Raw genomic sequence first — 24,482 nt, forward strand, 5'->3', positions numbered from 1 at the left:
AGTATGGCGCGCGAGTGGATCATTCTGATCACCCTTGTGGTTTATAAACTGGTATTGGTATGGATTGGACTTTGGGCCTCTCGCCGCACGCAAGACAGTTCAGACTTTTTCATTGGCGGTAAACAACTCGGGCCGTGGGTGGCGGCGGTTAGCGCCTCAGCCAGTGCCTCATCGGCCTGGAGTTTACTTGGAGTGTCTGGTGCGGCCTTTACTATGGGTCTCTCTGCCATTTGGATCTTCCCTGCTGTAGTTTTAGGTTACATCTTCAATTGGTACTGGCTAGCACCACGAGTGCGTCGCTACGCCAATCAGCAAGAGGCGATTACCCTCTCAGAAGTCGTCGCTGGTAAAGACCAATGGCGCAAGGCCATCCTAGGGTTCGCCAGTTTCGCCATCGTATTTTCTTTTGCTTTCTATATTGCCGCTCAATTTCAGGCAGCGGGTTCCACTTTCGCAGCGAATTTCGATGTCAGTATCACTGAAGCGATTGTTACGGGTGCTGTCATTATCTTGGTGTACACGCTTTTAGGAGGCTTTTGGGCGGTGAGTGTCACCGATACCCTACAAGGCCTGCTAATGGCGGCGATTGCCTTTCTGTTACCCATATTGGCGGTGACTCAAGCTGGAGGTCCTTCGGTAATTTACCAGTCGCTTATCAGCAATGGTGGCGAACTTTACGGCAACTTCGCTGGAGCTTCGGCGATTGGTTTTGTGGTCGGTATGTTAGGTATAGGCCTAGGTAATCCAGGCCAGCCGCACGTAGTGAATCGCTTCATGGCGCTGCGCGATGACAAAGCGCTAAAAAGTGCGGCTCGCATTGGTGTGGCATGGCCTGTGATTGTGTTTGCTGGCATGCTGACCGTGGGTTGGTGCGCTCGAGTGCTTATTCCAACCGATGCCAATGCCGAACAGGTCATGTTGGCCCTAACTGAAATGCTGTTCCACCCTGTGGTGGCTGGGATTATTGTCGCGGCTGTGCTGTCGGCGATTATGTCGACGGCAGACAGCCAGCTGTTGGTGTCAGCTGCGTGTCTCGCGCAAGACTTACAACTGGCCAAGGGTCGTAACGCGCTGACTCTAAGCCGCTTGGCTGTGGTTGCTATGTGCGTGTTGGCCTTGGTGATTGCCTTGTTTGCCCCGGAAGCGATTTTCTCTCGAGTGCTATTTGCCTGGGCGGCGATTGGTTCGGCGTTTGCGCCTGTACTGATTTGGCTGGTGGCCGGCTATCAAATTGACGGTCGCTATCGACTGGCCGCCATGATGCTGGGCTTTGGTCTCACCATAGTGTTCAACTGGCAGGCCAATGCGCCGGGTGATGTGCTTGAGCGCGTATTGCCGTTTGTGGTGGCTTTGGTAGTGGCAAGAATCGGTGCGGTGAAGCGTGCAGAGAAAGGTAGCGGCGCCGAGGTATCAGCGCCACGCTAGTGGTATCAATCGGCAATAAAATCTCTGAGCTTTTGCTCGTCCAAGATAGTGATGTGGTAGTTGCTTTGAATATCAATCAGCTTACTGCGCTTTAATCGGCTGAAGCCGCGACTGGCGGTTTCCAGCGACATTCCTAAATAATCCGCAATATCCTGACGGCTCATGGGCAAGTAGAACTGAGATTGGCCACGACCCAGTTTTGGGATCATGTCCAGTAAAAAGTGGCCTAGACGCTGGTGAGCGCTCTTTTGTCCCATGATAAACAGCTGGTCCAAAATCAAGGCCAGAATGCGGCCGGTCACCTTGTGATACTTCTGCGCTACCGCTGGGTAGCGGTCAAACATGGACTGCATTGCGCTGCGACTGATTCGAATCGCAGTGGCGTCGGCCAGAGATTTGGCACTGAACGAGTAGGTTAGTTGCTCTGACAATCCCATTAGGTTACCCGTGTATAGGAAGGCAAACACTTGGCGGCTGCCGGTAGAGGTTGAGCGCTCAAGCATTACCGCGCCAGACACCAGAATGTACACGTAGTCGCTTGGGTCTTTTTCACGGAACAGAAAAGTATTGCCTTTAATATCAACCTCATCGGCGCCTTCGGCCAACTCGGCAAAAAATTGGGGAAGCCCTTCAATGTCGTCGTTTGGACTGCCGAAACAATGATGGAGAGAGGTCTTAATGGTGACTTTATTGTAATCAATGCTCATACGACAAGCCTGCTGTATTGGGATTTATTATTCTTGTATTAGAAATAACCGATTGTTATCAATAGATTATCGGCTGGCCTCAGTGTATCGGTAAACCACTGTTCAGGCAACAAAGGGGTAACCGAGTTTACGCCGTACACACAATTGATATTGGTCATTTTTCTAATTGCCACTCTAAGCCAAGATTGAAGTTAAGTTAGGCGAAGAAGGATTTCGCATGAGTCAACATTTGTTGCCGCAGGTGGTGCAGCGCCTCGGAGAAAAGCCATTAAACGACAATATTCGCGAGCGTGCTGCCTGGCACTTGCTCGATTGGTTGGGGTGCGCGGCTATCGGTAAAGACAGCCCTGCGGGCCATGCCATGCAAGCCATGGCTAGCGAGCACAACGGCCACGGCGTCACTCGGATTCTTGCGAGTGACAGCAACTGGGTAGATGCCATTAGCCATAATGCAGCCATTGGTAATGTGCTGGAGATGGACGACATTCATCGCAGCTCTATTCTGCATCCAGGGCCTGTAGTAGTGCCTGTGGCACTGGCGATGGCGCAATACAAAGGCGCATCGATGGCCACCATGCTAGAAGCGATTGTGCTTGGCTATGAGATCAATATTCGACTGGGCAAGGCCATAGGGCGCAGTCACTATCAATTTTTCCACAATACTTCGACTTGTGGCAGCGCTGGCGCGGCCATGGCCGCAGCCCATGTGCTTGGCTTAAGTCCGGCTCAAACCGTATCCGCGATTGCCAATGCGGTTTCTCGCACCGGCGGTTTGTGGCAAATGCGTCATGAAAACTGTCAAACCAAACAATGGCACAACGCCGAAGCGGCCCGCTCTGGTGCGCAAGCAGCGGTGTTGGCCGAACATGGCTTGAGTGGTCCTGCGTCTATTCTGGAAGGCTCTCAAGGTTGGTTTAACGCCATGAGTAAGGACGCCAAGCCGGAGGCTATGCTCGAGGAGTCCGAACACTGGCTCATCGAAGAAACCAGTTTTAAACCTTGGCCGGCTTGCCGTCACGCCCATCCTTCTATCGATGCCTGCTTGAGCGTGAAAGACAAACTGCCCGGCGCTGAGCACATAGAAAGTATCGTGTTGGAAGTCTACCGAGACGCCAAGGTTTTCTGTGACAACTCCAGTCCGCAAACTGAACTGCAGGCTAAGTTCTCGATTCAGCACGGTGTGGCTGCGGCGCTTGTTTGGGGTGAGCCTGAGTTGGAACACTATCAATTGACGCGCTTGCACCATCCGGAAGTGGTGGCAATACGCAATAAGGTGGTAGTGCAAGAATCTAAGCTGATCGAGCGCGCCTATCCCAACGCTTATGGAGCCAAGATAAAAGTCATTCATTACAACGGCGAGATTCAGAGTTTCTATTTGCCACATACCTTGGGCGATCCCGAGCGGCCTATGTCGCCAGTGCAACTGCGTCGTAAGGCTGAGACCCTAATGGCTGAAGCCAAGGTCGGCAATTCAACTCGAGCAGCCTTGACCAGCTTGGGTTGGAGTCAGGACAAAGACTTAGACCAGCTGACGTGCTTGATAGGACAGATGCACGCCAGTCGCAAATCGACCAGCAAAGGATAAGAGTAATGAAAGCCATTGACGCGGTCGTAAATTTCGTCGAACAGCAAAGCTTTGAAACCCTACCGCAAAGCGCCATCGATGCGGCACTGATGTTTATTATGGACAGCATCGGTGTGGGGCTCAGTGGTACTCGAGTGGCGAATCGCCAACGCATTCTCGAAATGGCTCGCCAATGGGGTGAACCCAGTGGTCCTTGCGCGCAAGTGTGGGGCAGTGGCGAGTGGTTGCCCGTATCCAATGCGGCTATGGTCAACGCTTATCAAATTCACAATCAGGAATGGGACTGTGTGCACGAGCGCGCCGTCGTCCACCCGATGGCAAGCGTGCTGTCATCAATGATGGCTTACGCCCAAGGGCATGAATTGAGCGGTCGCCAATTGATCCTTGGGGTCGTAGTTGGGGTGGAAGTGGCCACTCTAATCGGTGCCTGTGCCAGTACAGGGCTTAAGTTCTTCAGACCTTCGGTTTGTGGTGGCATTGGCTCTGCCGCGGGTATTTGCGCCATGCTGGGGCTTAAGGGCGATACCCTTAAAAACGCTTTGGGCATCGCCTACAGTTCGGCCAGCGGAACCATGCAAGCCCACGTTGAAGGCTCGCCCATGCTGGCCTTACAAGTGGCGCTAAACGCCCGCAGCGCCACTCAATCAGTCGACTTTGCCCGTTCCGGGTTCTCCGGCCCACACGATATTTTAGAAGGTGAGTTTGGTTACTTTAATCTGTTTGAAGACCAAGTGGACCCGCAAGTGTTGATAGACAATATAGGTCGTGATTTTCAGATAACTCAGCTTAGCCACAAACCTTTCCCAACCGGTCGAGCAGGGCACGGCACCGTTGATGGTCTGCAACAGCTCCAACAAGAGTATGGCTTTGAAGTAAGCGAAATCAGCGCTATTCACGTCGCAGCGACGCCTTTAATTAATCGTTTGGTCGGGCGTCCAATAAAGCCTGATATGGATGTGGCCTATGCCAAGTTGTGCAACGGTTATATTGCCGCGACCTCGCTGCTAACTGGCAATGTATCAGTGACAGACTTTGACCCTGAGCCCATGCGCGACGCCGAACGTCAGCAACTTGGCGCCAAGCTAACCACTAGCTTGAATGATTGTCAGGATCCCAATGCTCTTGCTCCGGTAACGGTTCGCGTCACCTTGAATAATGGTCAATCGCACAGTGTCGAATTACCTGCCATTTTAGGACATCCACAGCGCCCGTTATCGGCTCAGGCGCAAATCGAAAAATTTTATGCGGCTTGTTTGAGTGCCACACCGGCACCCGACAAGTCACAAGTTCAAGTGTTGTTGGACGAGCTTGGGGCTCTACCCGAGTTGGAAGATGTCAACTCGCTAGTTAAGACCATGACGTATTAAGGAAGACCAAATGAGTCAGTTTGCGAATTACTTTGACTGTTTTGATAGTGACCAATTAGCGGCGGAATACCCGCTAGGTGACGACTTGTACGCGCGCTACAAAGGAATGAGTGCAGACGCCTTAAAGGCGTTACAAAACGAGCGCTTTTTGAAAGTGGTCGACCGCGCTTGGCAAATTCCGTTTTACCAACGCATCTGGAGCAAGGCTGGGGTTAAGCCCGAGGACATTCAAAGTGTCGATGATATTACCAAGCTGCCAATTATCTCTAAGTCCGACATTATGCAAAGCGTGCAGGACTATCCGCCGTTTGGTGATTTTAGCGGTTGGGAGCAACTGCCAAAATCAGAGCGCAGCTCAGTGGTGTTCCATACGACCTCGGGCACAACGGGTAAGCCACAACCCTTGCTGTTTGGTCCTAAAACTCGCGAAGTGCAAAACCGCCTAGTGGCTCGTGGCTATCGCATGATGGGGCTGCCGGATGCGGCCCACGTTCAGTCTTGCTATGGCCACGGCATGGTCAACGGCGGCCATTACATGCGCGAAGCTGTGACTCGCTATACCAATTCACTGTTCTTGTCGGCAGGCACCGGCGTTGAAACCCGTTCGGTTCAGCAAGTCAATCTGATGAAAGATTTTGACGTCAATGTGTTAGTTGGCTTTGTGGATTACATCAAGCGCTTGGCCGATGTGGCCAAAGAAAACGGCGTGATCCCGGGTAAAGATATCAAGCTGGACATGATCATCGGCCATTTTGGCATGGAGAGTCGCCAGAGTATTCTGGATGCTTGGGGTGAGGACGTTCAACTGTTTGACTGGTACGGGGTAGGTGATACCGGTGCGGTAGCTGCCGAAGGCCCTGACCACGATGGCATGCACGTCTGGGAAGACGCTCACGTGCTTGAGCTTCTAGACCCGCAAACCAATGAAGCAGTAACGCCGGGTGATGTGGGCAACATGGTCGTGACTTGTTTGTTTAAAGACGACATTTACCCGCTGATCCGTTTTAACACTTTTGATTTAACCCAAGAAGTTCTGGGCGAGAATCAACTGGGATTGCCGTTTAAGCGCGTGCGCGGCTTTATGGGCCGCTCGGATAACATGGTCAAACTGCGTGGAATCAACATCTATCCGCAAAGTATCGGTCCAATGCTTGAAGAGAATTCTGCGTTCCTCGGTGAGTACATTTGTCGAGCAGTACGCGACAACACGGGTCGAGATGACTTGGTGGTACACGTGGAAGTCAGCGAAAAATCCGAAGGCTTGGACGACGAACTGCAAGCGATTCTCAAGCGCAAGCTTGGCATTCAGGTGCAGGTAGAGCTGGCACTAGAAGGCGAACTCACGCCTCTGACCCAAGTGGATATTCGCCAAAAGCCGATTCGCTTAATCGACGAGCGCAAGGGGTAACCCATGAAAGCCGAAGAGTTATTTGCATTAGATGCCACCGCCCAACAAGCGCTGTTTCGCAGCGGTGAGCTCAGTGCCAGTGACTACTCTGGCTTGCACCGCCGTTGGGTTGAGCAAATTGAACCTTTGGTAAACGCCTTGAACTATCAAAGCAGCAATCAATTGACTCTTAACGATGGGGCACTCTCTGGGGTGCAGATCGCAGCAAAAGACAATATCGATTGCTTGGGGATGCCCACCAGTGCAGGCATGGCTTGGCTAAAGGAGCATATGCCCAACAAAGACGCTTTTGTTATCGGCCAGCTTAAAAAAGCCGGTGCTAGCATCTCAGCCAAGCTCAACATGCACGCTGCCGCGCTTGGGGCGACTAATCACAACCCGGACTTTGGCGATTGCCATAATCCCCATCGCTTGGGCTTTACGCCAGGTGGCAGCTCAGGCGGCTCTGCAGCCGCGGTGGCCTCTGGACTTTGCGCGGTTGCTTTGGGCACAGATACCATGGGTTCGGTACGCATTCCTGCCAGTTATTGTGGCGTCTTTGCGCACAAGCCAAGTTTTGGCCGCGTGAGTAACCGAGGTAGTCGAGCTTGTGCCAATCGCTTGGACACCATAGGGCCAATTGCTCGCTCGGCTCGAGACTTAAAATTGGTGTTCGCCGCTATGCAAGCGCGCGACGAAAAGTGGCCTTTGTCGAACAACAGTGCGGCGATAATCCCCGCGTCTAATCGTCTATTGGTGCCAGCGGATCTCGCTGGATTGGGTGTCGATGCCGATGTCGCCGCTCAATTTGAAGCTCAATTACCTCTGTGGCAACAAATGGGCTTTGAGCTGGTAAGTTGGGATTTAAGCGACTGGGATTTTAGCCAGGCGCGCCGAGCGGGTTTGTTGTTGTGTGAGCGCGACATTCGAGCCGAATACAAACAGGCTTGGGACAATAACCCAGACTGGTTCAACCCGGAATTACGCGGTTTACTGGCCTATCTCGACCGAAAAACCGACGCCGATTTGCAACAAGCCGAAACTCATTTGGACAAATTAGCCACACTAATTCGACTGGCGATGGACGGTTTTGCTGGTATTTTGATGCCGACTACTGGCCAACGTGCTTTCTCTTTTGAAAGCGCGGTACCGGCGCATCAGGCGGATCTCACCTGTTTAGCCAATATTGCTGGTTTACCGGCCGTGAGTATGCCAATGGCGGGTGACGCCGAGCTACCGGTTGGAGTGCAATTGGTGGGGCATTGGGGACAAGATGAGTCGTTAATAGAACTTGCCGAGCAGTATCAACAGACTTCAGGCTGGCGCTTTCGCTGGCCAGATGCGATTTTACAAAGCCTGTAACTGGGCTTATTTGCCAAGTAGTGGAGACTAGTATGCCAGGGCCCTTATCCGATGTTGTCGTAGTAGATTTGAGCCGAATTCTTGCAGGACCTTGGGCCTCTCAGGTGCTAGCCGATTACGGCGCTACCGTCTGGAAAGTAGAACGTCCGGGGCAGGGGGATGACACTCGTAAGTGGGGCCCTCCATATCTTCAAGACCAGCAGGGCAATGATACTGCTGAGTCCGCCTACTACCTAGCGGCGAACCGCGGCAAGCATTCGGTGGAAATCGACATAGCTTCTGCCGAAGGCCAAGCGACAGTTCGCCAAATGGTGGCCAAGGCCGACATTGTCATCGAGAACTTTAAAGTGGGCACCTTGGCCAAATACGGTCTGGATTACGCCAGCCTAAAAGCAATAAACCCTAGCATTATCCTTTGCTCAATCACAGGTTTTGGTCAATACGGGCCAGATGCGCACAAGCCAGGATACGATGCCATGATCCAAGCTGCCGGCGGTTTGATGAGTATCACTGGCGAGCCCGACGAACTTGGCGGAGGCCCGCAAAAAGTCGGCGTGGCGGTAACCGACTTAATGACCGGTATGTACGCGGTCAGTGGTATTTTAGCCGCGTTGCATCATCGCAACGCCACCGGCGAAGGCCAACACATCGATTTGGCGCTAATGGATACCCAAGTGGCGTACTTGGCCAATCAAGGCAGCAACTATTTGGTCGGTGGCAAAGTGCCGCAGCGTTTGGGGAATGCTCATCCCAATATCGTGCCTTACCAGTCGTTTAAAGTGGCCGACGGTCATATCATGCTTGCGGTAGGTAACGACGCTCAGTTCCAGCGGTGCGCTAAGGTACTCGGACTTGAGCATTTGGCCGAGCAAGCGGACTTTGCTACTAACGATGCGCGCGTGGCCAATCGAGCCGACTTGGTGCCTCAGCTGCAACAAGTCTTTATGACTCAAGGGTTAGACCATTGGATGGCCCAGTTGCAACAGGCCAAGGTGCCTTGTGGTCCAATCAACACGCTCGATCGAGTATTTGACCAGCCTCAGGTAAAACACAGAGAAATGACGGTAGAGCTGGAGCACAGCTCAGGTGCAAAAGCACCTTTGGTGGCCAATCCGGTGAAGTTCTCCGAAACTCAGATTGAATACAATAAAGCGCCGCCTAGTCTGGGTGAAGACAATTCGAAGTTAAAAGCCTGGCTCTCCACAAAGACCAACTAGTTACCTGGTTGGTTTTGCTTATTTAGAGAAGGCTCTAGCACAGCGCCAATATTCGTGCGAAGTTACTATAATTAAAGCAAAATCAGTGAGTCAGTGACTCACTACTGTGGCGAGGGTAGCAGGTGTCTCGAATTTGTATCATAGTGCCAGAGCAGGAACTGGAGTCGGAGCAATTAGCGAGCAAACTACAAGCCTTTTGTAGTGGGCTTCACCTTCGTTTTGAAATTTTGGTCAGCGCCCAAACCCCTTCACTGCAAAGATACTACCTATTTGATGATCCCAAGTTAGTAGAGGCGGCCAATCTCTATTGCGATAGCGTTCGCGCAAAAGCCAAAAAGTCCTTTGCGCGACTTACCCAAAAAAATCCCTCGTTAAAACTCTCATATGTTTGGAAAAAGTCAGAACTCAACGAGCATCTGCAGCAACTGAAGGATACAGAGTATCTTGGCGTTTATTGCCATAAAGGAACTCCGCCTGCGCTTTACGTATCTTTGGTTGAGCAAAGCCAACGACCGGTATTCGTGATTCGCAGCAAGGCGAAAGCAGAGCCTTTACACGTTCTCGCGGCAATTGACCCCTTTCACGAGGATGACGCTGAAGCCAAGCTAGATGTCAGAGTCGTCAAAACCAGTAAGCAGTTATGCCAAGCCAGCGACAGTCGATTGCAGTTGGCTCACAGTTGTTATGTGCCGACTTTTTTGATGCGCTATAGCAGCAGTATTTACAACACCCACGAGCAGGGGGTTAAACGCTTTTTAAGGGACAATGGGTGGTCGAAGTTCGAATGTCGATTGCTCAATGGCAAGCCAAGCGAAGCAATTCGGGCCTTGGTAAAAAAGCACGACTTTGCAATAGTCGTGATGGGGTTATCTGCCAGAGGCTTGTTTAAGAAGCGAGCTTTAGGCAGTACAGTGGTGCCTTTGTTGGAGTCAAGTGACTGCGATTTGTTGTTAGTGCCATAACAATCATAGGGTTAATAAAAGGAACATGTATGAAACTCTCAACTCTAATCATTCTCGCGGGTGTTACTGCGCTACTGGGATTGAGCAGTGGTGTAAGTGTGGCAGCAACAAGTGATGAAGCGGTAAAGTCAAAGGCGGAAACCAGGCAGGCGATTGAAGAATCTCGCAGAGCCAAAGAAAAAGAGATTCAAAAACAAAGAAAAGACTTACAACGTCAGGTCAATGAAGAGCGCGAGGCCTTTGAGCGTGAGGAAAGCCTTCAGGAGGCCAAACGAGATCGTGAAGCGTTCGAGTATGAAACACGCAAAGAGCAAGACCAGCTAGAAGGCCAAGCGCGCGCAGAGCGCGAAGGCGCTGAGCGAGAAGAGCGCAAAGCTCAGGCGGAGCTAGAGAGAAAGGCCGCTAAAGACGCCAAGATGAAAAGCAAGAACAAGCACAAGAGCACAAAAGAGCAGTAAGACCTTTTTCTCGAAAGTTAGCAAAGCACCTTGATAATCCGCTCAAGGTGCTTTTTTTGAGCTCGGTTATAACTGCCGTGGCAACCAAATAAACGCCTGAGTCTGTTCAAACTCTTCAAATCCAAGTTTCTGATAAATTCGCTTACCTTCGTCTGAAGCGCTAAGGCAGGCGACCCTATAGCCAGCGAGCTGTGCTTGTTTTAGCGCATGCAAAGTAAGGGCTTTGCCTATCCCCTTGTTGCTGTGGTTGGGGTCGGTAGACACATTCGACAAGCTGGCGACGCCAGCGGCGGTTATCAGGGAAGCGGCCCCCACCACTTGCTCGCCCATTCGTGCGATGAAATGCCGATGGACAGAGTCGGGTTTACCATAGCCTGCCGCTTGATACATGTCTTGCCAATTGTCAGCCACCACAGGTGGAACTTGATGCACTTGAGTGACCAAATCACTCCACTGAGATAGTTGCGAAGCCGAGGTTACCTCGTCGATTTGCATGCCTTGTGGCCAATCAATATCGGCAAGCCCGTCGAGATTTCGCGCCATCATAGTCGACTCCATGGCACAAAAGGCACCGGCTTTTTGCAGTGTATCGGCGAGATTCGATGGTGTAGAGCGTGCGCCTAGCCACCAACACACTCCGCGCGTTTGTTCGCTTAAGAGTGAGTTTATCGCTTCAACTCTTGATTCAAGATCTGCACTGGGTAAACGTGGCGAGAGCACGTTGTTGAACAGAGGGAAATCAATCGGGCTTTTGGTAAGAATGGCGTCATCTTGCTCGATGGCATCGATATGCTGCCACTGGGTCCAATCAAGCACACTCTCAACAAGCATGCGCTCGGCGCGCTCCATTAGCTGTGGATCGGCTATCGATTCAATCATTGTCATTTTTTGCACTCGTCATTGGGTAACACAGTGTTGCGTAGAAAAGGGAAGTTGGCGCTAGTATCTGCTAATAGTGCTGTGCCTGTATTGAACAAAAGCGACAGGTTAGTCGCTAAACTCATCGCCGTAGACATCGATAACCACGTCTTTGGCTCGCATTTGCTGTTCTGGGGTTTTGCCCAGGGCTTTTTTAACCTCGCGGATCATGTGCGATTGGTCGCTGTAACCAAACTCTTGTGCCAGGGTCGGCCAACTCAAGTCGTCAGGACTTAGTGCAAGTATACCTATCAGTAAATCTTCTAGCTTTCGGCAAGCGGAAAACTGCTTGATGCGCATACCCGTGGTTTTCGCAAAACTGCGCTCAATGGTGCGTCTGGAGTAGGGCAAGTCTGCGAGAAGTCCTGAGTCAGTTGTGAGAATACTCAGTGTTCGCTCTAGCACGCCAAAAGCCTTGGGGATAGCGAGTTGGCAGAAGTAAGCCTCAAGCGCGATATCCAGCTGATGGCAGGTCTGCGCCTCATTCAAAGTTTCACCAACCAAGTCGTTTAGCGAGGTAAGTGGGCCAGGAACCTCCCTAATGCTATTAAGCAATTCCTGCGATTCACATTGACTGATAAGCCAATGCACTCCTGGGCGTAGCTTAATGCCCAGAAAAACAAGTTCGCTGTCGTGCTTCATCTCCAAGGCTTGGGTTAGCGAGGAGACTAGGTGCGAGCCCTGCTGCGAGTAGTGCTTAGTTCCTGAAAAATAGAGGTGTTGTTGCAGAGGGGGAGTCAACACCAAATTGGCGCTGGTGTTTGGAATGAGTTTTGGCGCTTGGCAACGGTCTGAGCTTTGGGGACGTGCAAGAAACCAGTAGTTTTCGACAAATCGCGACACCAAGGAAGAGCCCGGTGGGTGAATCCACGCCATAAAGTTGAACATCTAAATAAGGAATGCCCACAAGGTTAGGCCATTTGCAATGCCGAATCAAAACAAGCCGAGAAGAGGGGCGCCACAGCTCATGATTCGTAAGTGACCGTCAATATGGTTTTAGCGCCCAACGCATGTGTTAATACACAAATTTACTCAATCATGCCCAAGGGTTGGTATATTAACTATGCTTAGGCTAGTTCATTCGTCAGCTTTGCAGGGTCAAAATAGGTGTAACTTTCAACCCATTAGGATCAGTTATGAAAAAGACATCTATCGCGTTAGCCTTTGCCGTTGCAGGTTTTGTTGGAACTGTGGGCGTTGCCAACGCCTGTTCGAAGATTGCGATTCACACTCAAGAGCACGGTGTTATTCAAGTGCGCTCGTTGGACTGGGACACTGCTATTAATACTGTGGCTAAAGTTATTCCTCTTGGCGGTGAATTGATCGTAAACGACAGTGAGACCTACAAGAATGTACTGCGCGGCCAAGCTAAGTACCCGACCATGGCGTTTAACGAGCACATTGTCTTTCACGGCACCAACATGGCGGCTAGGAACGACCGTGGGTTAATTGCTGACATTCTGTATCAGTCCGCCTCTTACACATATCTCGATGCTCACGTGGCCAATCAAAGTGCTAGCGTCAACTACATTGCGGTAGACAAAGCGCCTTCGACCATCGCGGCGAATTACGCCAGCGTCAAAGCGCTTGTGAGCGACTTGCAAAGTGGCAAGGTCGACATCGGTTGGGGTATGAAACTGGGTGACGGTGGCGCGCATGGTTCGCACATCAATGTACAGGATAAGCACGGTGATGCGGTGTTGTTGCAGTTGGGCGAGGGCGGCAAAACCGTAGTGACCCTGGGTAAAATAGCGACCGATGCCGATGTGGCGATGCAGGCCAACGAACCTCTATTGCACACCTCAAAAGAGTATTTGGCGACTTTTGAGGCTCAGCCAGGTGATCAAGACTTTTTAAACCAAGTGCCGGCTGGGATCCGCTCGATTGACCGCTTTGCGCGCTTACAAGGCATGCATGCGTTGCACACTGCTGAGAACTACCGTGGTAAGTCAGAATTGGAAGCCATTGGTACTTTAAACGGTGCATTTGACCAAGCGGCCAACTTAGCTCAATTCGTGGCTACTGGTAGCAATGTAGCGGTTCAGCAGGCTTTTGAAGATGCTAGCGGTGTATCAAAAACAGTAATGGCGCTGGATGCCAATGGCGTTTATCCAACTCGAGTCAAATACAGTCACGGGCTTAACTCTGGGTACTTCCAGTTCGATAATACTGAGACAAACCAGAATGTTAACTTCAACGTGTATCAGGTACTGAAGAACGCAAAAACAGAAATCTGTTCGGATGACTTGATGAAGGCGGCTAATCGAGGCGTGGTCACTTGGGGCGAGTGCAAAGGCTAGCCAAGCTGCTGTGGCCTTAGTCGAAAGTTCGGCTAAGGCCATTGCTTGTATCAAGTGCCACTGAGACCGAGTAGCGATGGTGTTGTATTGGATGCCTTATTTGCTATGGTGGACACCAGAATTGGTATTATTTTTAGCGACTTAGCTAGGTTGATGGCGAATGGCTAAGCCTAGCTAGTAACGTACTCGGAAGCATAACGAATGCCCTATACCCTTGAGCAAGTAAGATCCTTTATCGCTGTGGTGGACTCTGGCGGTTTTTCTCAGGCTGCGCGTCGCTTGAACAAGCACATAGCGACAGTCAGGGATCAAGTGGTCACTCTGGAGGCCGAATCCGGGCTGCAGCTGTTCACCAGAAAAGCTAAGTCATTGGAGCTTACCGAACAGGGTAGAACCCTATATGCCTCTGCTTATAGCTTACTTGTTAGCGCCGAGCAGTTAGATGCCACAATGGACAGCTTGCACAACGGCGAGTCTAGCAGTTTAAGTGTCGGCATCGATTCAGGCCTGCTGCACTGCTTTAACGCCGATTTCATGGGCGATTTGGCTCGTAAATTCAGTGACAAGCAAATCAAATTGTTGGTTGGGGACACACTGCAAATTAAGTCTTGGCTGATGTCGAACCTGATTGATGTCGGCGTTTGCTACTCTAGCTTTTTCTACCCGGTAGAGATAAAAGCCACGCCTTTGGCTCAATTCGAGGTCAAGACAGTAATCGCCAACAGCGAGTCGATGAAAACCCAGCTCGCCGAGCTAGGTCTCGCGGGCATGACCCAGTGCGCCTACACCTTTACTCATGACACCAGCTTGCAGTCCAAAGACATTCTAAGCAGCAAAGTGGTGTTAGCGAATAACCACGATGTACTGATTCAAATGGTGTTAGCGGGCATTGGTTTCGCTCATTTGGCGGTACATCATTGCCAGTCTTACATTGAGGATGGCCGCTTGTTAGCGGTAGCAAAGGATGAGAATAATGTCTGGTCGGTGGACCTGCTGCACAACAAAGACGAAGTTAGCCAAGATCGATTTGGTGAATTAACCGCACTTCTGAAGCAATACTTATTGCAATTGACCCAGTAAAAAAGCCGGTACTTTAAAAGCACCGGCCTTCTCTCAAAAGCTCAACTAGGCGATTTACTTGAACTTAGGTAGCTTGTCACCCTTGTACAGCTTAGGAGCGCCTTTTGAGTAGGCACCAGCGGTTTTCATTACGGTATCCGTGTCTGAAGGCTTGCCAATGATCTGCATACCAAAAGGTACACCTTCTGGGCTTTGACCGGCTGGAACAGACGCTACTGGCAACCAACCAAGCAGGTTAAACGGCAAGGTGTAGTCCATACCTACCGCCGTGCTGTAAGTGTGGCCATCTTCTTGAATTGGCGCATCAGTAACAAAGTTGTAGTCGGCAGGAACCGATACGGTTGGCATGGTAGGGGCAATTACCACGTCATAACCTTTCTTAAAGGTTGCATCGGCCAAGTTGTTCCACATCTTCTGCACTTCCGCTTGCATCTCGGCTAGTTGCACCGCGCCGTGCTCGGTTTTCATCGCTTTCTCAAGCAGCTTGCCTGTGTAGCTGGTCATCTGATCGGTAGCGCCTTCGTAGCCAGGCAACAGGGCTCCGCCTAGTGCGCCACCAAAGGCCAAGTGAGCAATGCCTTCTAGCGGCGTCATTGACATTTCAAAGTCAAAATCGATGACATCAACAGTCGCGCCTTGCTTGCGAAGAACTTCAATTGCGTTTTGCATGCCATCGGCCACGTAGTTGGCCATTGGGCTGATGCCCATACCACCGATGTAAGCGATTTTCATGCCTTCAAGGGATTGCAGCTTCTTAGATTGCTCTTTTTGCTCGGCAACGGTTGGGTGGGATAGGTGCTCACCGGGACCGGCGATAACGTTGTAGAACATCACCATGTCTTCAAAGCTACGAGCGATTGGGCCGCTGCCTACGTAGTGGCCCAGAAGCTCTGGGCTTGGCACGGTAAATGCCGCAGGCTTAAGACCGTACAAACCGTTGAAAGAAGAAGGAATACGGATTGAACCGCCCATGTCTGAGCCAGATGCGATAGTGGCGTAACCAGCAGCCAGTGCAGCACCTGAACCACCAGAAGAACCACCTACCGCGTAGTCAGGATTCCAAGGGTTGCGTGAAGTACCCCAAGCATCGGTATCGGTAACCCAGTTGAAGTACAACTCTGGCACTGTGGTTTGGATAACAGGAATGGCGCCTGCGTCTTTCATACGAGCCACCAGTTCATCAGCTTCTGGCATAACTTCGTCTTCAAGGTGCAGCTTAGAGCCAAAAGTTACACGCCAACCGGCATCGTGATGCTCATCTTTAACCGCAAGGGTAATACCTTCTAGCTCGCGGTAGGTGCCATCTTCGTAGCGCTTGGTCGCTTCTTGAGCGGCTTTCATCGCATCGTCCCAGTGCGCGTAAGTTACCGCATTGACTGTCTTGTTGGTGGCTTCAAATTGAGCCTTTTGTGCCTTGAGAACATCAACTGGGGTAATCATGCCGCTTTTGAACAACTCGATTTGAGTGTTGGCAGGCATGTAAGCGAGTTCTTGTTGGGTAAATTCAGCAGCAAAAGCATTGCCGGCAACCATGGCCAAAGCGATTGGAGCCAGTTTCAGTGAGGATGGAAATTTCATGTTTTCTCCCAGTGAGGACGAACAGTTGTTTAGCGGTATCTTATTCAAAGTGTGTTAGAGTTAACACGCTGCCAAGATAAGGCTTAACCTATCCTTGTGGCGTAATCAAATGGCACCCAAGTCAGTCCAGTTTCACAGCTAACTCATTGATTAACCGATGGAGATGACCCATGTCTCGAAGCATTGAACAATTATCCGCCTTTGTTGAAACGGTTGAGTCAGGTGGGTTTAAAGCCGCTGGGAGAAAGATAGGCAAGCACGCTGTCACCGTTAGTGGGTTAGTGGCCAACTTAGAAGCGGACCTGGGCTTTGACTTGTTTGTGCGCAAACCTCGTTCAATTGAAATCACGGAGAAAGGCGAGGAGCTCTACAAGCACGCCAAATCGGCTTTGCACGAGCTGGATTATTTCGACGCTAAAGCGAGCTCAATGCTAGAAGGGCTTCCAAGCAAACTCACTCTCGCCATTGACCCCTCTTTGGTAGGCCCAGACTTGGCCGACGTGTTCCGGCAATTGATGTTGCGGTTTCCGACACTAGAGTTGGTGATTTTAAGCGGCGATCCCTTGCTTATCAGAAGTTGGGTGTTAAGCAACCAAGCGGATATCGGCTTTGGCATGACCACAGTGACCAACCACAAGGAAATCGAGGTCGTTCATACCTTTTCCTTTGCGATTCAAATGGTGGCGCATCCCGAACTGGCGCTGCCTTCAGATACAGTGACTGAGCACCAACTCAGAGCACTTCCACAGCTGTCTTTAAAGTTCTTTAAAGATATCGGCATGCAAGACGCTCACGATATCAGCCATAGGGTGACCCGTTGTGCAAGCATGATTGATATTCTGCATTTGCTGAAAAGCTGCCCTTGCTGGGCTTCGGCACCGGCTTTCATGGTGAAAAACGCCATCGACAACAATGAGCTCAAACCCTTTTCTATGATTGGTGGCAACGTTGCCGATTGGTACACGCAATTGCAATGGCGCGCCGAGAAACCCATGAATGACGCCATGAAGCTGTTTATTGATTTGGTAAAACAAATACCGGATCGAAACTAGCTCTCAATCTGTGAACTAGTCTCAAAAAAAAGACCAGCTAGAAAGCCGGTCTTGTGTGGTTTTAGAGACAAGAGTGCTTAGTACTGAACTTGTTGATAGTCAGTGGCAGTTTTGAAGATCTCTTGTTTTTGGAACTTCACTTTAGAGAAGTCCATCTCGCCAATAGCTACCTTGCGAATGTCCATGTTGTCGTAAGTACGGAAGTAATACGCTTTGTTGTCTAGATCCATCACGGTTGACCAAGAGGTGAACTGTGGCAAATCAGAGGCAAAGCGCCAGTACAGAGAACCCTGTGGAATGTCGACTGAGTTGATCATAGTCCAAGCGCGGTTTACGCCGTCTAGGTCGGTTTTCATCAAGGTTTCATCTTGAGTGTAGTTTGCAGCAACCATGCGCTGGAAACGACCAATTGGGGTAGAGTCTGCCGCAATGAAAGTCTCTTCTGCAAACTTGGCGTTGCCCGACTCAAGATCGCCACCCAGCATCATCATGGCTAGCGCTTCTTGGGTTGGGTAGTTAGGATCATTGGTCATTACACCCAGTTTGTTCTCAAAGATTTCTGGGTAACCGCTGCCGTCCAACCACTCGACCACGATGCTCTTGTCGCCGTCGGTAATCGCCAAGTGAATACCTAGCACAAGGCCGCCAACCACAGCGTACTCATGACCTTCAATCTTGGTGTTTTTAAGAATTTCGATGGCCTCGTCAACGTTCTTCGCGTTGCCAAGCAGCATACCGGCGATAGAGCCTTGCGCCAGGTCACCTTGGCCTGGCTCAACCACGTTAAATTCACCCAAAGCCAATAGCTCAACAGATAGGCCTTTTTCATTCATACCTGAAGAAACAAAGCCATCGTGATCCATGCCAGCGAAGCCGTATTTGGCTTTGAAGTCACCAAAGTCGTGACCGCGTGGTGAGATAACTAGCTTGGCACCAATTTCACCAGGCCATTCCATGCTGCGCGCAGTGAAGGTGTTACCGGCAGCATTGTCGAAAGTGGCATAAGTACAAGCGTTGGCAGTTGCAGTTAAACCTGCGGTTAGGGCGCTTGCTAGGGCGAGAGAGATAAGCTTCTTGTTCATGATGAACCTCGTGGGTAATTAAGTAAAAAATTAACTTGGGCGCATTATGGATTACAAATGCTGCTATCATAAACTCGCATTGAAAGGGTATTACCCTTTTATGGAGTTGATATCAGTTGAGAGGAGACACCGATGAAGTTCTCGTTGGATCAATTAGAAGCGTTTGCTCATACCGCCGAGTTAGGCAGTTTTAAGCTGGCGGCCAAGCGTCTGGGTAAGCACAGTACGACCATCAGTCAGCATGTGGCGACGCTTGAGATTGATGCGGGATTGACCCTGTTTGAACGTCACGTCAGAAGGCTTGAAATTACTGAGGAGGGCAAAGACTTTCTAAGCTTCGCAAAGCCGGTGCTAATGGAAGCAGGGCAATTGATTAAGAAAGTTGACAACATGAACGCTCAACAACCGAGCGAGTTTCGATTGGCAATAGAGACAACCATTCAAAGCCGTCAGTTTATGCGCTGTGCCAATTCAGTCTTGCAACGTTTCCCTTTGTTAAAACTCAAGGTACTCAGTGGTGACTCGCTTCAGGTGGCAACCTGGGTTAGCGAAGGCAAGGCCGATGTGGGGATCTTTAATACTCTGTTCACCAGCTTTGAAAATGTTACGCCTATTCAATTGTTTAGCTATGAGATGATAACGGTTTGCGCGCCGAACTGGATAGAGCAAAGCAATGTGATCAACGAAAGCGACATTCGCGCTAAGACACAGTTGGTGTATCAATACGTTGAGCAATCGCCGCAACTCGAAGGCCACATTCAAAGCCACCACTATCACGTGGTACAAAATCTTACCGATCTCGTGGACATGGTCACCCTAGGAATGGGCTGGGCCATTGTGCCTAGGTTTAAAGTAGAGCAGCAGCTAGAGGATGGCGATTTAGTGGAGTTCTTTATCGAGGGTAGTGCCAACGTTCAATGGTATACCGAGCTGTTGCTGCCATCGGATCAACCGGTCAACTCTGTGGTTAAGTGCTTTATCCAGGAAGTCCAAAAACTGCCGAATCGTTGATACCAACCTCATTGAGCTATACGCACGAAAGCTGACGGCATGACTAGGTTACACCTGTCGCTGCATCAGCTTTAAGGCTGTTGGACTCAGTGACCTTTCTTCAAAGCAGAAAGAACATTGCTTTGTCCTTTCTTTTCTTAGCGCTATAGTCCCTCCCGCCTCGGGACATGGCACTCAACCTCAATGGAATGACACTCTTAATTTTGAGGTAACCAACATGAAAAAGACCCTTCTTGCACTTACAGTTGCAGCAACCACATTTGGCGCAATACAAACTGCGGACGCTTGTTCTCGCCTGATCTTTGATGGTGGCGAGCAATACGGCTCTGTCGTTGTACGAACATTCGAATGGAATGATGACCAACCGCTTCAGTCGATTGCCAAAGCGATTCCTGTAGGTACAGTCATTGAAGGTAAGGACGTTCCAGAGTACAAGAAGCGTGCGACTTGGACTGCAAAGCACCATGTGGTTGATTACGTGGAGTTCAACACCTTCCACAACACCTCTGGAGAAGCTATCAATGACAAGGGTTTATCGTCTTCGATGCTTTATCAGGCGCCATCTGCAGAATTCATTAAAGACGCCGATGATACTGGTGCGCCAACGGTACACCTTTCAGATATTGTGAACTACATGGTGACTCAGTTCGCGACTGTCGATGAGGCGGTTGAATCGTTTGAAAAAGGCGAATTCCAAGTAGCTTGGAAAACCGGCATTGGCGGGCATCAGCATGGCTTCCATTTCTCCGTACAAGATAAGTCTGGTGCGGTAGCATTATTCCAACTGTACGAAGGCGGTGAGATGGTTGTGCACAAGGGTGATATCCACATGGATCTCGCGGTTATGGCGAACAAGCCACTTCGCAGGGATGTCCTAGAGCACATGGCTCAGTTCGATATGGACGACACCACCAAGATGCCAGCCGATATCAGTTCACACTCGCGCTATGTGCGTGGCAACCATGCCGTTCGCCATACCAAAATAGACCCGACCTTAGACTGGATTGATGTGCGTGGGAAAGCCAAATCAGCGTTCGATTGGGGTAACAAGATCCCGCAAGACATAGGTGATCCAACCAACGATGGTGAAACCTATGCCACTTGGGAGACCTACGTTTACAACCTGAATGACCTAGATACTACCTACTACAACGAAGGTAACGGTACTCAGTTAGAAATTGATTTCGGCGAGACCAAAGCATTTAGCAAGACCATGTGTGCGAATATCTTTGAGCAAGCCAAAACGCAACAGAATGTAACCTGGGCACCTTGTAAATAAAGTGTTCGAGCGCTTGAACTGCCGACTTGGATAGCTAAGGCGCAAATAAATCACAGAGGCGGAGTTTCCGCCTCTGTTTTTATCTTTTGTTCTACTCTCAGGAGTAACATTTTTCGGTGAATTGAGACTTGATGAATTGTGCTACCGGGCCTAATTGGTTGGCGGGCATAATACAAAAATCCAATGCCGCGCCACGATTAATCAGACTGTATTCTGGAGTTATGATTTTCAGTGTGCCAGCAGCGGCTCTGTCCTCAGCTTCGATGAGGCTAATGTAAGCCCAGCCAATGTCTTGTTCAACCATCTTAATCAGATCACTCATTGCGCTGACCAGCATTACATCGGTTGCAAGTGTGACCTCGGCACGCAGCATGTCATTGTCAAACAAGCTCTCACAAATCAGTTGGCGGGAGGCTATCATCAGCTCATTTGCAACGATTTCGCCATCAGCCAGCGCTGAATCGGGCGAGCAAACCGGCACCATGTCAAAGATTTCAAAGGTGTAAAAATCCGCGTCCGTCTCTAAGCCTGCCTCTACGCGAATTAACACATCAAGCTCACCTGACTCAAAACGGCTTTGCAATTGGTCACGCGAGTCACGCACCAGTCTAAATTTGGTGTTGGGAAACTGGCGAATGGTTTTGGCGATTCGCTCTTCAATCAAGCTCATCGGCACTTCCTCGCCAACGCCGATGTTAAATTGCTCTTCTACCGAATTATTCACATCTTGAGCGATATGATCGAGGCGCGCGGCTTGTCTCAATAGCGTTTGCGCATGGCTAAACAAACGCTCGCCGCCTGGGGTCAGCGTGGGGTACTTTTTGGAGCGGTCGAACAAAGTAACGTTCAGGTCACTTTCTAGATTTGAGATGCTGGTGCTCACATTGCTGACACTGCGTTTCAGTGCGCGCGAAGCGCCGCTAAAAGAGCCTTGTTCAACCGCTGTTATGAAGATCACCAGGTGGTCTAAGTTAATCATATGGTTCGGCCTTTTTAGTTACACTTGCAATTGCATCAGCTTGCTTAAGAAGATATCGCCAGCCAAAGACAGCGATTCGTCGCTGGGGTAGAGCACCTCAGCATACCAGCTGGCAGACAAGCCACCCATGCGCGAAAAACTATTGATCTGTTGTGCATCAACGTAAGGTTGGGCAATGAATTTGGGGACTCGAGCCCAGCCTACACCCGCGCGTATCATATTGATGCTCTCTTGCATGTTATTGACTTTAATGACTTTATCACTGTCGATGTGGGCGTTTTCGTGGCCATAGTCAAAGATGAACTGTGGAACAATCTGAGTCATGTCTGCAATCTCGTTCTCGCTCAAGACTTGGCCCGCGTTGATCTCTTGTGGGCTTGCCACTTCCACCAATTCAAAATCAAGTACGGTCACGTTTTGTAGGTTTTCAAAATTTAGCACTGGCGAAAACAATAGAGCCATTTCCACCACACCACCTTGAACCCATTCGATGCACTGTTTTGTACCACCCGACAATACCTGAAGGTCTATGGTGGGGATCTCTTCAAGCGCCCCAAGGTAGCAATTAGAGATTTGAGGACAGGAGAGACTTAGGTCTACCGCAAGGCGAAATTCGTTGGGCAATTGGCGATTGAAACTCGCCAACTGTTCGTCAAATTGATGCAGGTCTCGCAGCACACGCTTGGCGTATTGATAGAGTTTACGCCCTTCGTCGGTAACCTCTAAGTGTCTGACATGCCTTTCAAAAATGGTGATATTACAGATTTCTTCAAGCATAGCAACGCTTCGTGCAACCACCTGGCGGCGTTTGTTTAGGCGTACGGCTGCCTCCTTAAAACTACCGGTCTCAAAAGTGTGCACAAAGGCTTGTAATTGACTCAATGAATAATCCACGCTGGCTCCAAAATGGCTCTTGAGCATCCTCAGGGTGCTCAATGCGGTTCGATGGGAAACTATTTTGTTGAAAGAATAGCATTCAAGCAAGGACATTGATGCCTTGTAAACCTTCAAAACTCGTTTATTAATGTGAGAGAGCACTATGAGCAAATTAGTAAAAACTCTAGCAATCGCATCGGCCGTTTCTGCCGCCTTAGCCGGTTCAGCCCAAGCCTGTTCTACCTTCTTTTTTGACACGCCTCAGGATAATCGCATTGTCGGTCGTACCATGGAATCGCCAATTAAGCTCGAAGAGCACGTTTTTATGGCACCGCGCAATTATGAAGGTTTTGGTGGTGTGACAGGTAGCATTGGCTATGTGGGTATCATGCACGGCGACACTGACTGGGTGTCTTCTGGCCTAAACGAGCACGGTTTGAACGTGGAAACTTTGGGTCTTGGTGCCAGCGGTAATCACAGCAAATATGCTGATATCGGCAAAGGTGATTACAACCAGCAAAACATTTCGGCTTACATTTTGGCGAATGCGAAATCGGTAGATGAAGCCATTGAATTGGTGAAGAAAGTAAAAGTTGAGAACTCTCATTTGCCAGTAGCGCACGACATTGATGTGGGTTTGCACCTAGCTATCACTGATGTCAATCGTGCGGTAGTAGTGGAGTGGACTGATGGCTCAGGTTACCCAGACATTCACGAAAACAAGCTAGGTGTGATGACTAACGAGCCGGCTTATCCTCTACAAATGGAAGAAGTCGCTATCTTTTTAGGCGGTGAAGCAAGCTTTGAGAACTCGCACGTCAAGTGGTCAGAAATGAATTTCCCAGCGTTTGAGCGCACGCCATTTGGCCGTACTAAGCACATAGTTGCAATGAACTACACCAACGACTTGTCTCGTGTTAAAACCGACTATGACGCGGTAAACCATGCTTGGACAATGCTCAATACCATGGATGTTCCACAAGGAGCGCTGTACTGGCGTTGGTTGGATGAGTTGCCACAAATGGTTGGCTGGGCAAACGTCGCTGATTTGAAAAATACCGATTACTACCTGCGTACCTTTGACAATATGGACATTCAAAAAATCGATTTGGACAAGATTGATTTCGACAAAATTGAGTTTACTCATCGCGATATCTACAACACTAAAAAGGATTACCAAGCCATCCAGTGGTAATCGGTTGCTAGACTCCCGCAAAGTTTAAAAACGGATTGATTCACTCCCTCAATGTTGAAAGATAGATTAAGGCCGGTCTGTATAGACCGGCCTTGTTTTTAGAAAGTATCTATGCCACTTAAGTGAGCCCTATGTTGTCGCTGATGCGTATAACGTTAGTCCTTAAATTGAGTGGCGCAGTGCCGCCTACTACTATGGATAACTAATATCACTTTCTTTTTGAAACAATGGAGTTGCGAGATGACGAGAATTTATGGATTGGTGTTGATGGCGTGTCTGTGGAGTACGGGGCTGGCGGCGAGCGAAACCGGCGAGAAACCGATTCAGCACTTGCAAGTGGCAGACGTCAGCAGCATGGATGAAGCCAAAGCCGTGTTCCTCGACACCACCTTTGAGATTGCTGAAATGAAGAATATCGGCGAGGTAGAAGCGGCGCAGATCCATATCATCACCTACTCGCTGGAAAAGAGCATTGCCTACTTTGCCGACAATTTAAGCGGAGATAAACAGGCGTTGGCCAAGCAAATGGCGGTGGTGGTGGAGAACATTCACCTCAGCTCAGAGAACAATCGCTTTGAAGCCCTTAATTCTTATCTAAAGGAATACTCGACGCTAGTTGACCAGTTTCTGTTTGGGTTTTAGTGATTGAAACTAGCTGCAGT

General features: G+C 49.9%; 22 protein-coding genes. 15 read left to right on the top strand and 7 right to left on the bottom strand.

Annotation, left to right across the window (positions count from 1 at the left end):
• The first annotated feature begins 3 nt into the window (after positions 1-3).
• Positions 4-1,425: a sodium/proline symporter gene (locus CLC93_RS06920; protein ID WP_095505242.1), complete on the top strand. Its 1,422-nt coding sequence runs from the start codon at positions 4-6 to the stop codon at positions 1,423-1,425.
• A 5-nt stretch (positions 1,426-1,430) separates the two neighbouring features.
• Here the strand turns inward: CLC93_RS06920 and CLC93_RS06925 are convergent, their stop codons facing one another.
• The gene (locus CLC93_RS06925) at positions 1,431-2,132 is read right to left on the bottom strand and encodes a Crp/Fnr family transcriptional regulator (RefSeq protein ID WP_095505243.1); all 702 of its coding nucleotides are present in this window, start codon (positions 2,130-2,132) and stop codon (positions 1,431-1,433) included.
• A 217-nt stretch (positions 2,133-2,349) separates the two neighbouring features.
• On the opposite strand from CLC93_RS06925, the gene CLC93_RS06930 reads away from it, so the two are divergent.
• The 7 genes from CLC93_RS06930 (at position 2,350) to CLC93_RS06960 (ending at position 10,470) form a co-directional block, all read left to right on the top strand.
• Positions 2,350-3,717 carry an MmgE/PrpD family protein gene (locus tag CLC93_RS06930; RefSeq protein WP_095505244.1) on the top strand — a complete coding sequence of 456 codons (1,368 nt, stop codon included), beginning with the start codon at positions 2,350-2,352 and terminating at the stop codon, positions 3,715-3,717.
• 5 nt (positions 3,718-3,722) lie between these two features.
• Complete coding sequence (locus tag CLC93_RS06935; RefSeq protein ID WP_095505245.1) at positions 3,723-5,084, top strand: MmgE/PrpD family protein; 1,362 nt, start codon at positions 3,723-3,725, stop codon at positions 5,082-5,084.
• A gap of 10 nt (positions 5,085-5,094) precedes the next feature.
• The gene (locus tag CLC93_RS06940) at positions 5,095-6,492 is read left to right on the top strand and encodes a phenylacetate--CoA ligase family protein (protein ID WP_095505246.1); all 1,398 of its coding nucleotides are present in this window, start codon (positions 5,095-5,097) and stop codon (positions 6,490-6,492) included.
• A 3-nt stretch (positions 6,493-6,495) separates the two neighbouring features.
• Positions 6,496-7,833, top strand: coding sequence for an amidase (locus CLC93_RS06945; RefSeq protein WP_095505247.1), 1,338 nt, complete (start codon positions 6,496-6,498; stop codon positions 7,831-7,833).
• Positions 7,834-7,865: 32 nt separating this feature from the next.
• Complete coding sequence (locus tag CLC93_RS06950) at positions 7,866-9,050, top strand: CaiB/BaiF CoA transferase family protein (protein WP_095505248.1); 1,185 nt, start codon at positions 7,866-7,868, stop codon at positions 9,048-9,050.
• A gap of 122 nt (positions 9,051-9,172) precedes the next feature.
• Entirely contained in the window at positions 9,173-10,012 is an 840-nt protein-coding gene (locus CLC93_RS06955) for a universal stress protein (RefSeq protein WP_095505249.1), read from the top strand.
• Between the two features lie 29 nt (positions 10,013-10,041).
• A complete protein-coding gene (locus CLC93_RS06960; protein ID WP_095505250.1) occupies positions 10,042-10,470 on the top strand; it encodes a hypothetical protein in 429 nt (142 codons plus the stop codon).
• A gap of 66 nt (positions 10,471-10,536) precedes the next feature.
• On the opposite strand, the gene CLC93_RS06965 is transcribed toward CLC93_RS06960, so the two are convergent.
• Entirely contained in the window at positions 10,537-11,355 is an 819-nt protein-coding gene (locus CLC93_RS06965) for a GNAT family N-acetyltransferase (protein ID WP_095505251.1), read from the bottom strand.
• Positions 11,356-11,457: 102 nt separating this feature from the next.
• Entirely contained in the window at positions 11,458-12,264 is an 807-nt protein-coding gene (locus tag CLC93_RS06970) for a helix-turn-helix domain-containing protein (protein ID WP_169902868.1), read from the bottom strand.
• 260 nt (positions 12,265-12,524) lie between these two features.
• On the opposite strand from CLC93_RS06970, the gene CLC93_RS06975 reads away from it, so the two are divergent.
• Positions 12,525-13,688 (top strand): Ntn hydrolase family protein, encoded by a 1,164-nt coding sequence (locus CLC93_RS06975; RefSeq protein ID WP_095505253.1) that lies wholly within the window; start codon positions 12,525-12,527, stop codon positions 13,686-13,688.
• A gap of 201 nt (positions 13,689-13,889) precedes the next feature.
• Positions 13,890-14,768, top strand: coding sequence for a LysR family transcriptional regulator (locus tag CLC93_RS06980; protein WP_095505254.1), 879 nt, complete (start codon positions 13,890-13,892; stop codon positions 14,766-14,768).
• A gap of 54 nt (positions 14,769-14,822) precedes the next feature.
• Here the strand turns inward: CLC93_RS06980 and CLC93_RS06985 are convergent, their stop codons facing one another.
• Positions 14,823-16,346, bottom strand: coding sequence for an amidase (locus CLC93_RS06985; RefSeq protein WP_095505255.1), 1,524 nt, complete (start codon positions 16,344-16,346; stop codon positions 14,823-14,825).
• Between the two features lie 170 nt (positions 16,347-16,516).
• On the opposite strand from CLC93_RS06985, the gene CLC93_RS06990 reads away from it, so the two are divergent.
• Positions 16,517-17,398: a LysR family transcriptional regulator gene (locus CLC93_RS06990; protein ID WP_095505256.1), complete on the top strand. Its 882-nt coding sequence runs from the start codon at positions 16,517-16,519 to the stop codon at positions 17,396-17,398.
• Between the two features lie 77 nt (positions 17,399-17,475).
• Here the strand turns inward: CLC93_RS06990 and CLC93_RS06995 are convergent, their stop codons facing one another.
• The gene (locus tag CLC93_RS06995) at positions 17,476-18,480 is read right to left on the bottom strand and encodes a linear amide C-N hydrolase (RefSeq protein ID WP_095505257.1); all 1,005 of its coding nucleotides are present in this window, start codon (positions 18,478-18,480) and stop codon (positions 17,476-17,478) included.
• Between the two features lie 132 nt (positions 18,481-18,612).
• On the opposite strand from CLC93_RS06995, the gene CLC93_RS07000 reads away from it, so the two are divergent.
• Both CLC93_RS07000 and CLC93_RS07005 read left to right on the top strand, forming a co-directional pair.
• On the top strand, positions 18,613-19,491 hold the full coding sequence (locus CLC93_RS07000; protein WP_095505258.1) for a LysR family transcriptional regulator: 879 nt from the start codon (positions 18,613-18,615) through the stop codon (positions 19,489-19,491).
• 217 nt (positions 19,492-19,708) lie between these two features.
• Positions 19,709-20,770 carry a linear amide C-N hydrolase gene (locus tag CLC93_RS07005; RefSeq protein WP_095505259.1) on the top strand — a complete coding sequence of 354 codons (1,062 nt, stop codon included), beginning with the start codon at positions 19,709-19,711 and terminating at the stop codon, positions 20,768-20,770.
• A gap of 97 nt (positions 20,771-20,867) precedes the next feature.
• Here CLC93_RS07005 and CLC93_RS07010 read toward each other — a convergent pair whose 3' ends face one another.
• Positions 20,868-21,749, bottom strand: a complete 882-nt coding sequence (locus tag CLC93_RS07010; RefSeq protein ID WP_095505260.1) for a LysR family transcriptional regulator — start codon at positions 21,747-21,749, stop codon at positions 20,868-20,870.
• Between the two features lie 18 nt (positions 21,750-21,767).
• Positions 21,768-22,643: a LysR family transcriptional regulator gene (locus CLC93_RS07015; RefSeq protein WP_169902870.1), complete on the bottom strand. Its 876-nt coding sequence runs from the start codon at positions 22,641-22,643 to the stop codon at positions 21,768-21,770.
• Positions 22,644-22,788: 145 nt separating this feature from the next.
• Between CLC93_RS07015 and CLC93_RS07020 the strand changes: the two genes are divergently transcribed.
• Positions 22,789-23,820, top strand: coding sequence for a linear amide C-N hydrolase (locus CLC93_RS07020; RefSeq protein WP_095505262.1), 1,032 nt, complete (start codon positions 22,789-22,791; stop codon positions 23,818-23,820).
• A gap of 240 nt (positions 23,821-24,060) precedes the next feature.
• Positions 24,061-24,462, top strand: coding sequence for a DUF6746 family protein (locus tag CLC93_RS07025; RefSeq protein WP_095505263.1), 402 nt, complete (start codon positions 24,061-24,063; stop codon positions 24,460-24,462).
• The last annotated feature ends 20 nt before the right edge of the window (positions 24,463-24,482 follow it).

This window comes from Paraferrimonas sedimenticola, from assembly GCF_002282855.1.
Lineage (GTDB): Bacteria > Pseudomonadota > Gammaproteobacteria > Enterobacterales > Shewanellaceae > Paraferrimonas > Paraferrimonas sedimenticola.

Coding starts and splice junctions, on each gene's coding strand:
- CLC93_RS06975 (WP_095505253.1), top strand. CDS start 12,525: ATGAAAAAGACATCTATCGCGTTAGCCTTTGCCGTTGCAGGTTTTGTT.
- CLC93_RS06945 (WP_095505247.1), top strand. CDS start 6,496: ATGAAAGCCGAAGAGTTATTTGCATTAGATGCCACCGCCCAACAAGCG.
- CLC93_RS06930 (WP_095505244.1), top strand. CDS start 2,350: ATGAGTCAACATTTGTTGCCGCAGGTGGTGCAGCGCCTCGGAGAAAAG.
- CLC93_RS06920 (WP_095505242.1), top strand. CDS start 4: ATGGCGCGCGAGTGGATCATTCTGATCACCCTTGTGGTTTATAAACTG.
- CLC93_RS07005 (WP_095505259.1), top strand. CDS start 19,709: ATGAAAAAGACCCTTCTTGCACTTACAGTTGCAGCAACCACATTTGGC.
- CLC93_RS07025 (WP_095505263.1), top strand. CDS start 24,061: ATGACGAGAATTTATGGATTGGTGTTGATGGCGTGTCTGTGGAGTACG.
- CLC93_RS06985 (WP_095505255.1), bottom strand. CDS start 16,346: ATGAAATTTCCATCCTCACTGAAACTGGCTCCAATCGCTTTGGCCATG.
- CLC93_RS07010 (WP_095505260.1), bottom strand. CDS start 21,749: ATGATTAACTTAGACCACCTGGTGATCTTCATAACAGCGGTTGAACAA.
- CLC93_RS06940 (WP_095505246.1), top strand. CDS start 5,095: ATGAGTCAGTTTGCGAATTACTTTGACTGTTTTGATAGTGACCAATTA.
- CLC93_RS07020 (WP_095505262.1), top strand. CDS start 22,789: ATGAGCAAATTAGTAAAAACTCTAGCAATCGCATCGGCCGTTTCTGCC.
- CLC93_RS06935 (WP_095505245.1), top strand. CDS start 3,723: ATGAAAGCCATTGACGCGGTCGTAAATTTCGTCGAACAGCAAAGCTTT.
- CLC93_RS06970 (WP_169902868.1), bottom strand. CDS start 12,264: ATGGCGTGGATTCACCCACCGGGCTCTTCCTTGGTGTCGCGATTTGTC.
- CLC93_RS06980 (WP_095505254.1), top strand. CDS start 13,890: ATGCCCTATACCCTTGAGCAAGTAAGATCCTTTATCGCTGTGGTGGAC.
- CLC93_RS06925 (WP_095505243.1), bottom strand. CDS start 2,132: ATGAGCATTGATTACAATAAAGTCACCATTAAGACCTCTCTCCATCAT.
- CLC93_RS06990 (WP_095505256.1), top strand. CDS start 16,517: ATGTCTCGAAGCATTGAACAATTATCCGCCTTTGTTGAAACGGTTGAG.
- CLC93_RS06960 (WP_095505250.1), top strand. CDS start 10,042: ATGAAACTCTCAACTCTAATCATTCTCGCGGGTGTTACTGCGCTACTG.
- CLC93_RS06995 (WP_095505257.1), bottom strand. CDS start 18,480: ATGAACAAGAAGCTTATCTCTCTCGCCCTAGCAAGCGCCCTAACCGCA.
- CLC93_RS06965 (WP_095505251.1), bottom strand. CDS start 11,355: ATGACAATGATTGAATCGATAGCCGATCCACAGCTAATGGAGCGCGCC.
- CLC93_RS06950 (WP_095505248.1), top strand. CDS start 7,866: ATGCCAGGGCCCTTATCCGATGTTGTCGTAGTAGATTTGAGCCGAATT.
- CLC93_RS07000 (WP_095505258.1), top strand. CDS start 18,613: ATGAAGTTCTCGTTGGATCAATTAGAAGCGTTTGCTCATACCGCCGAG.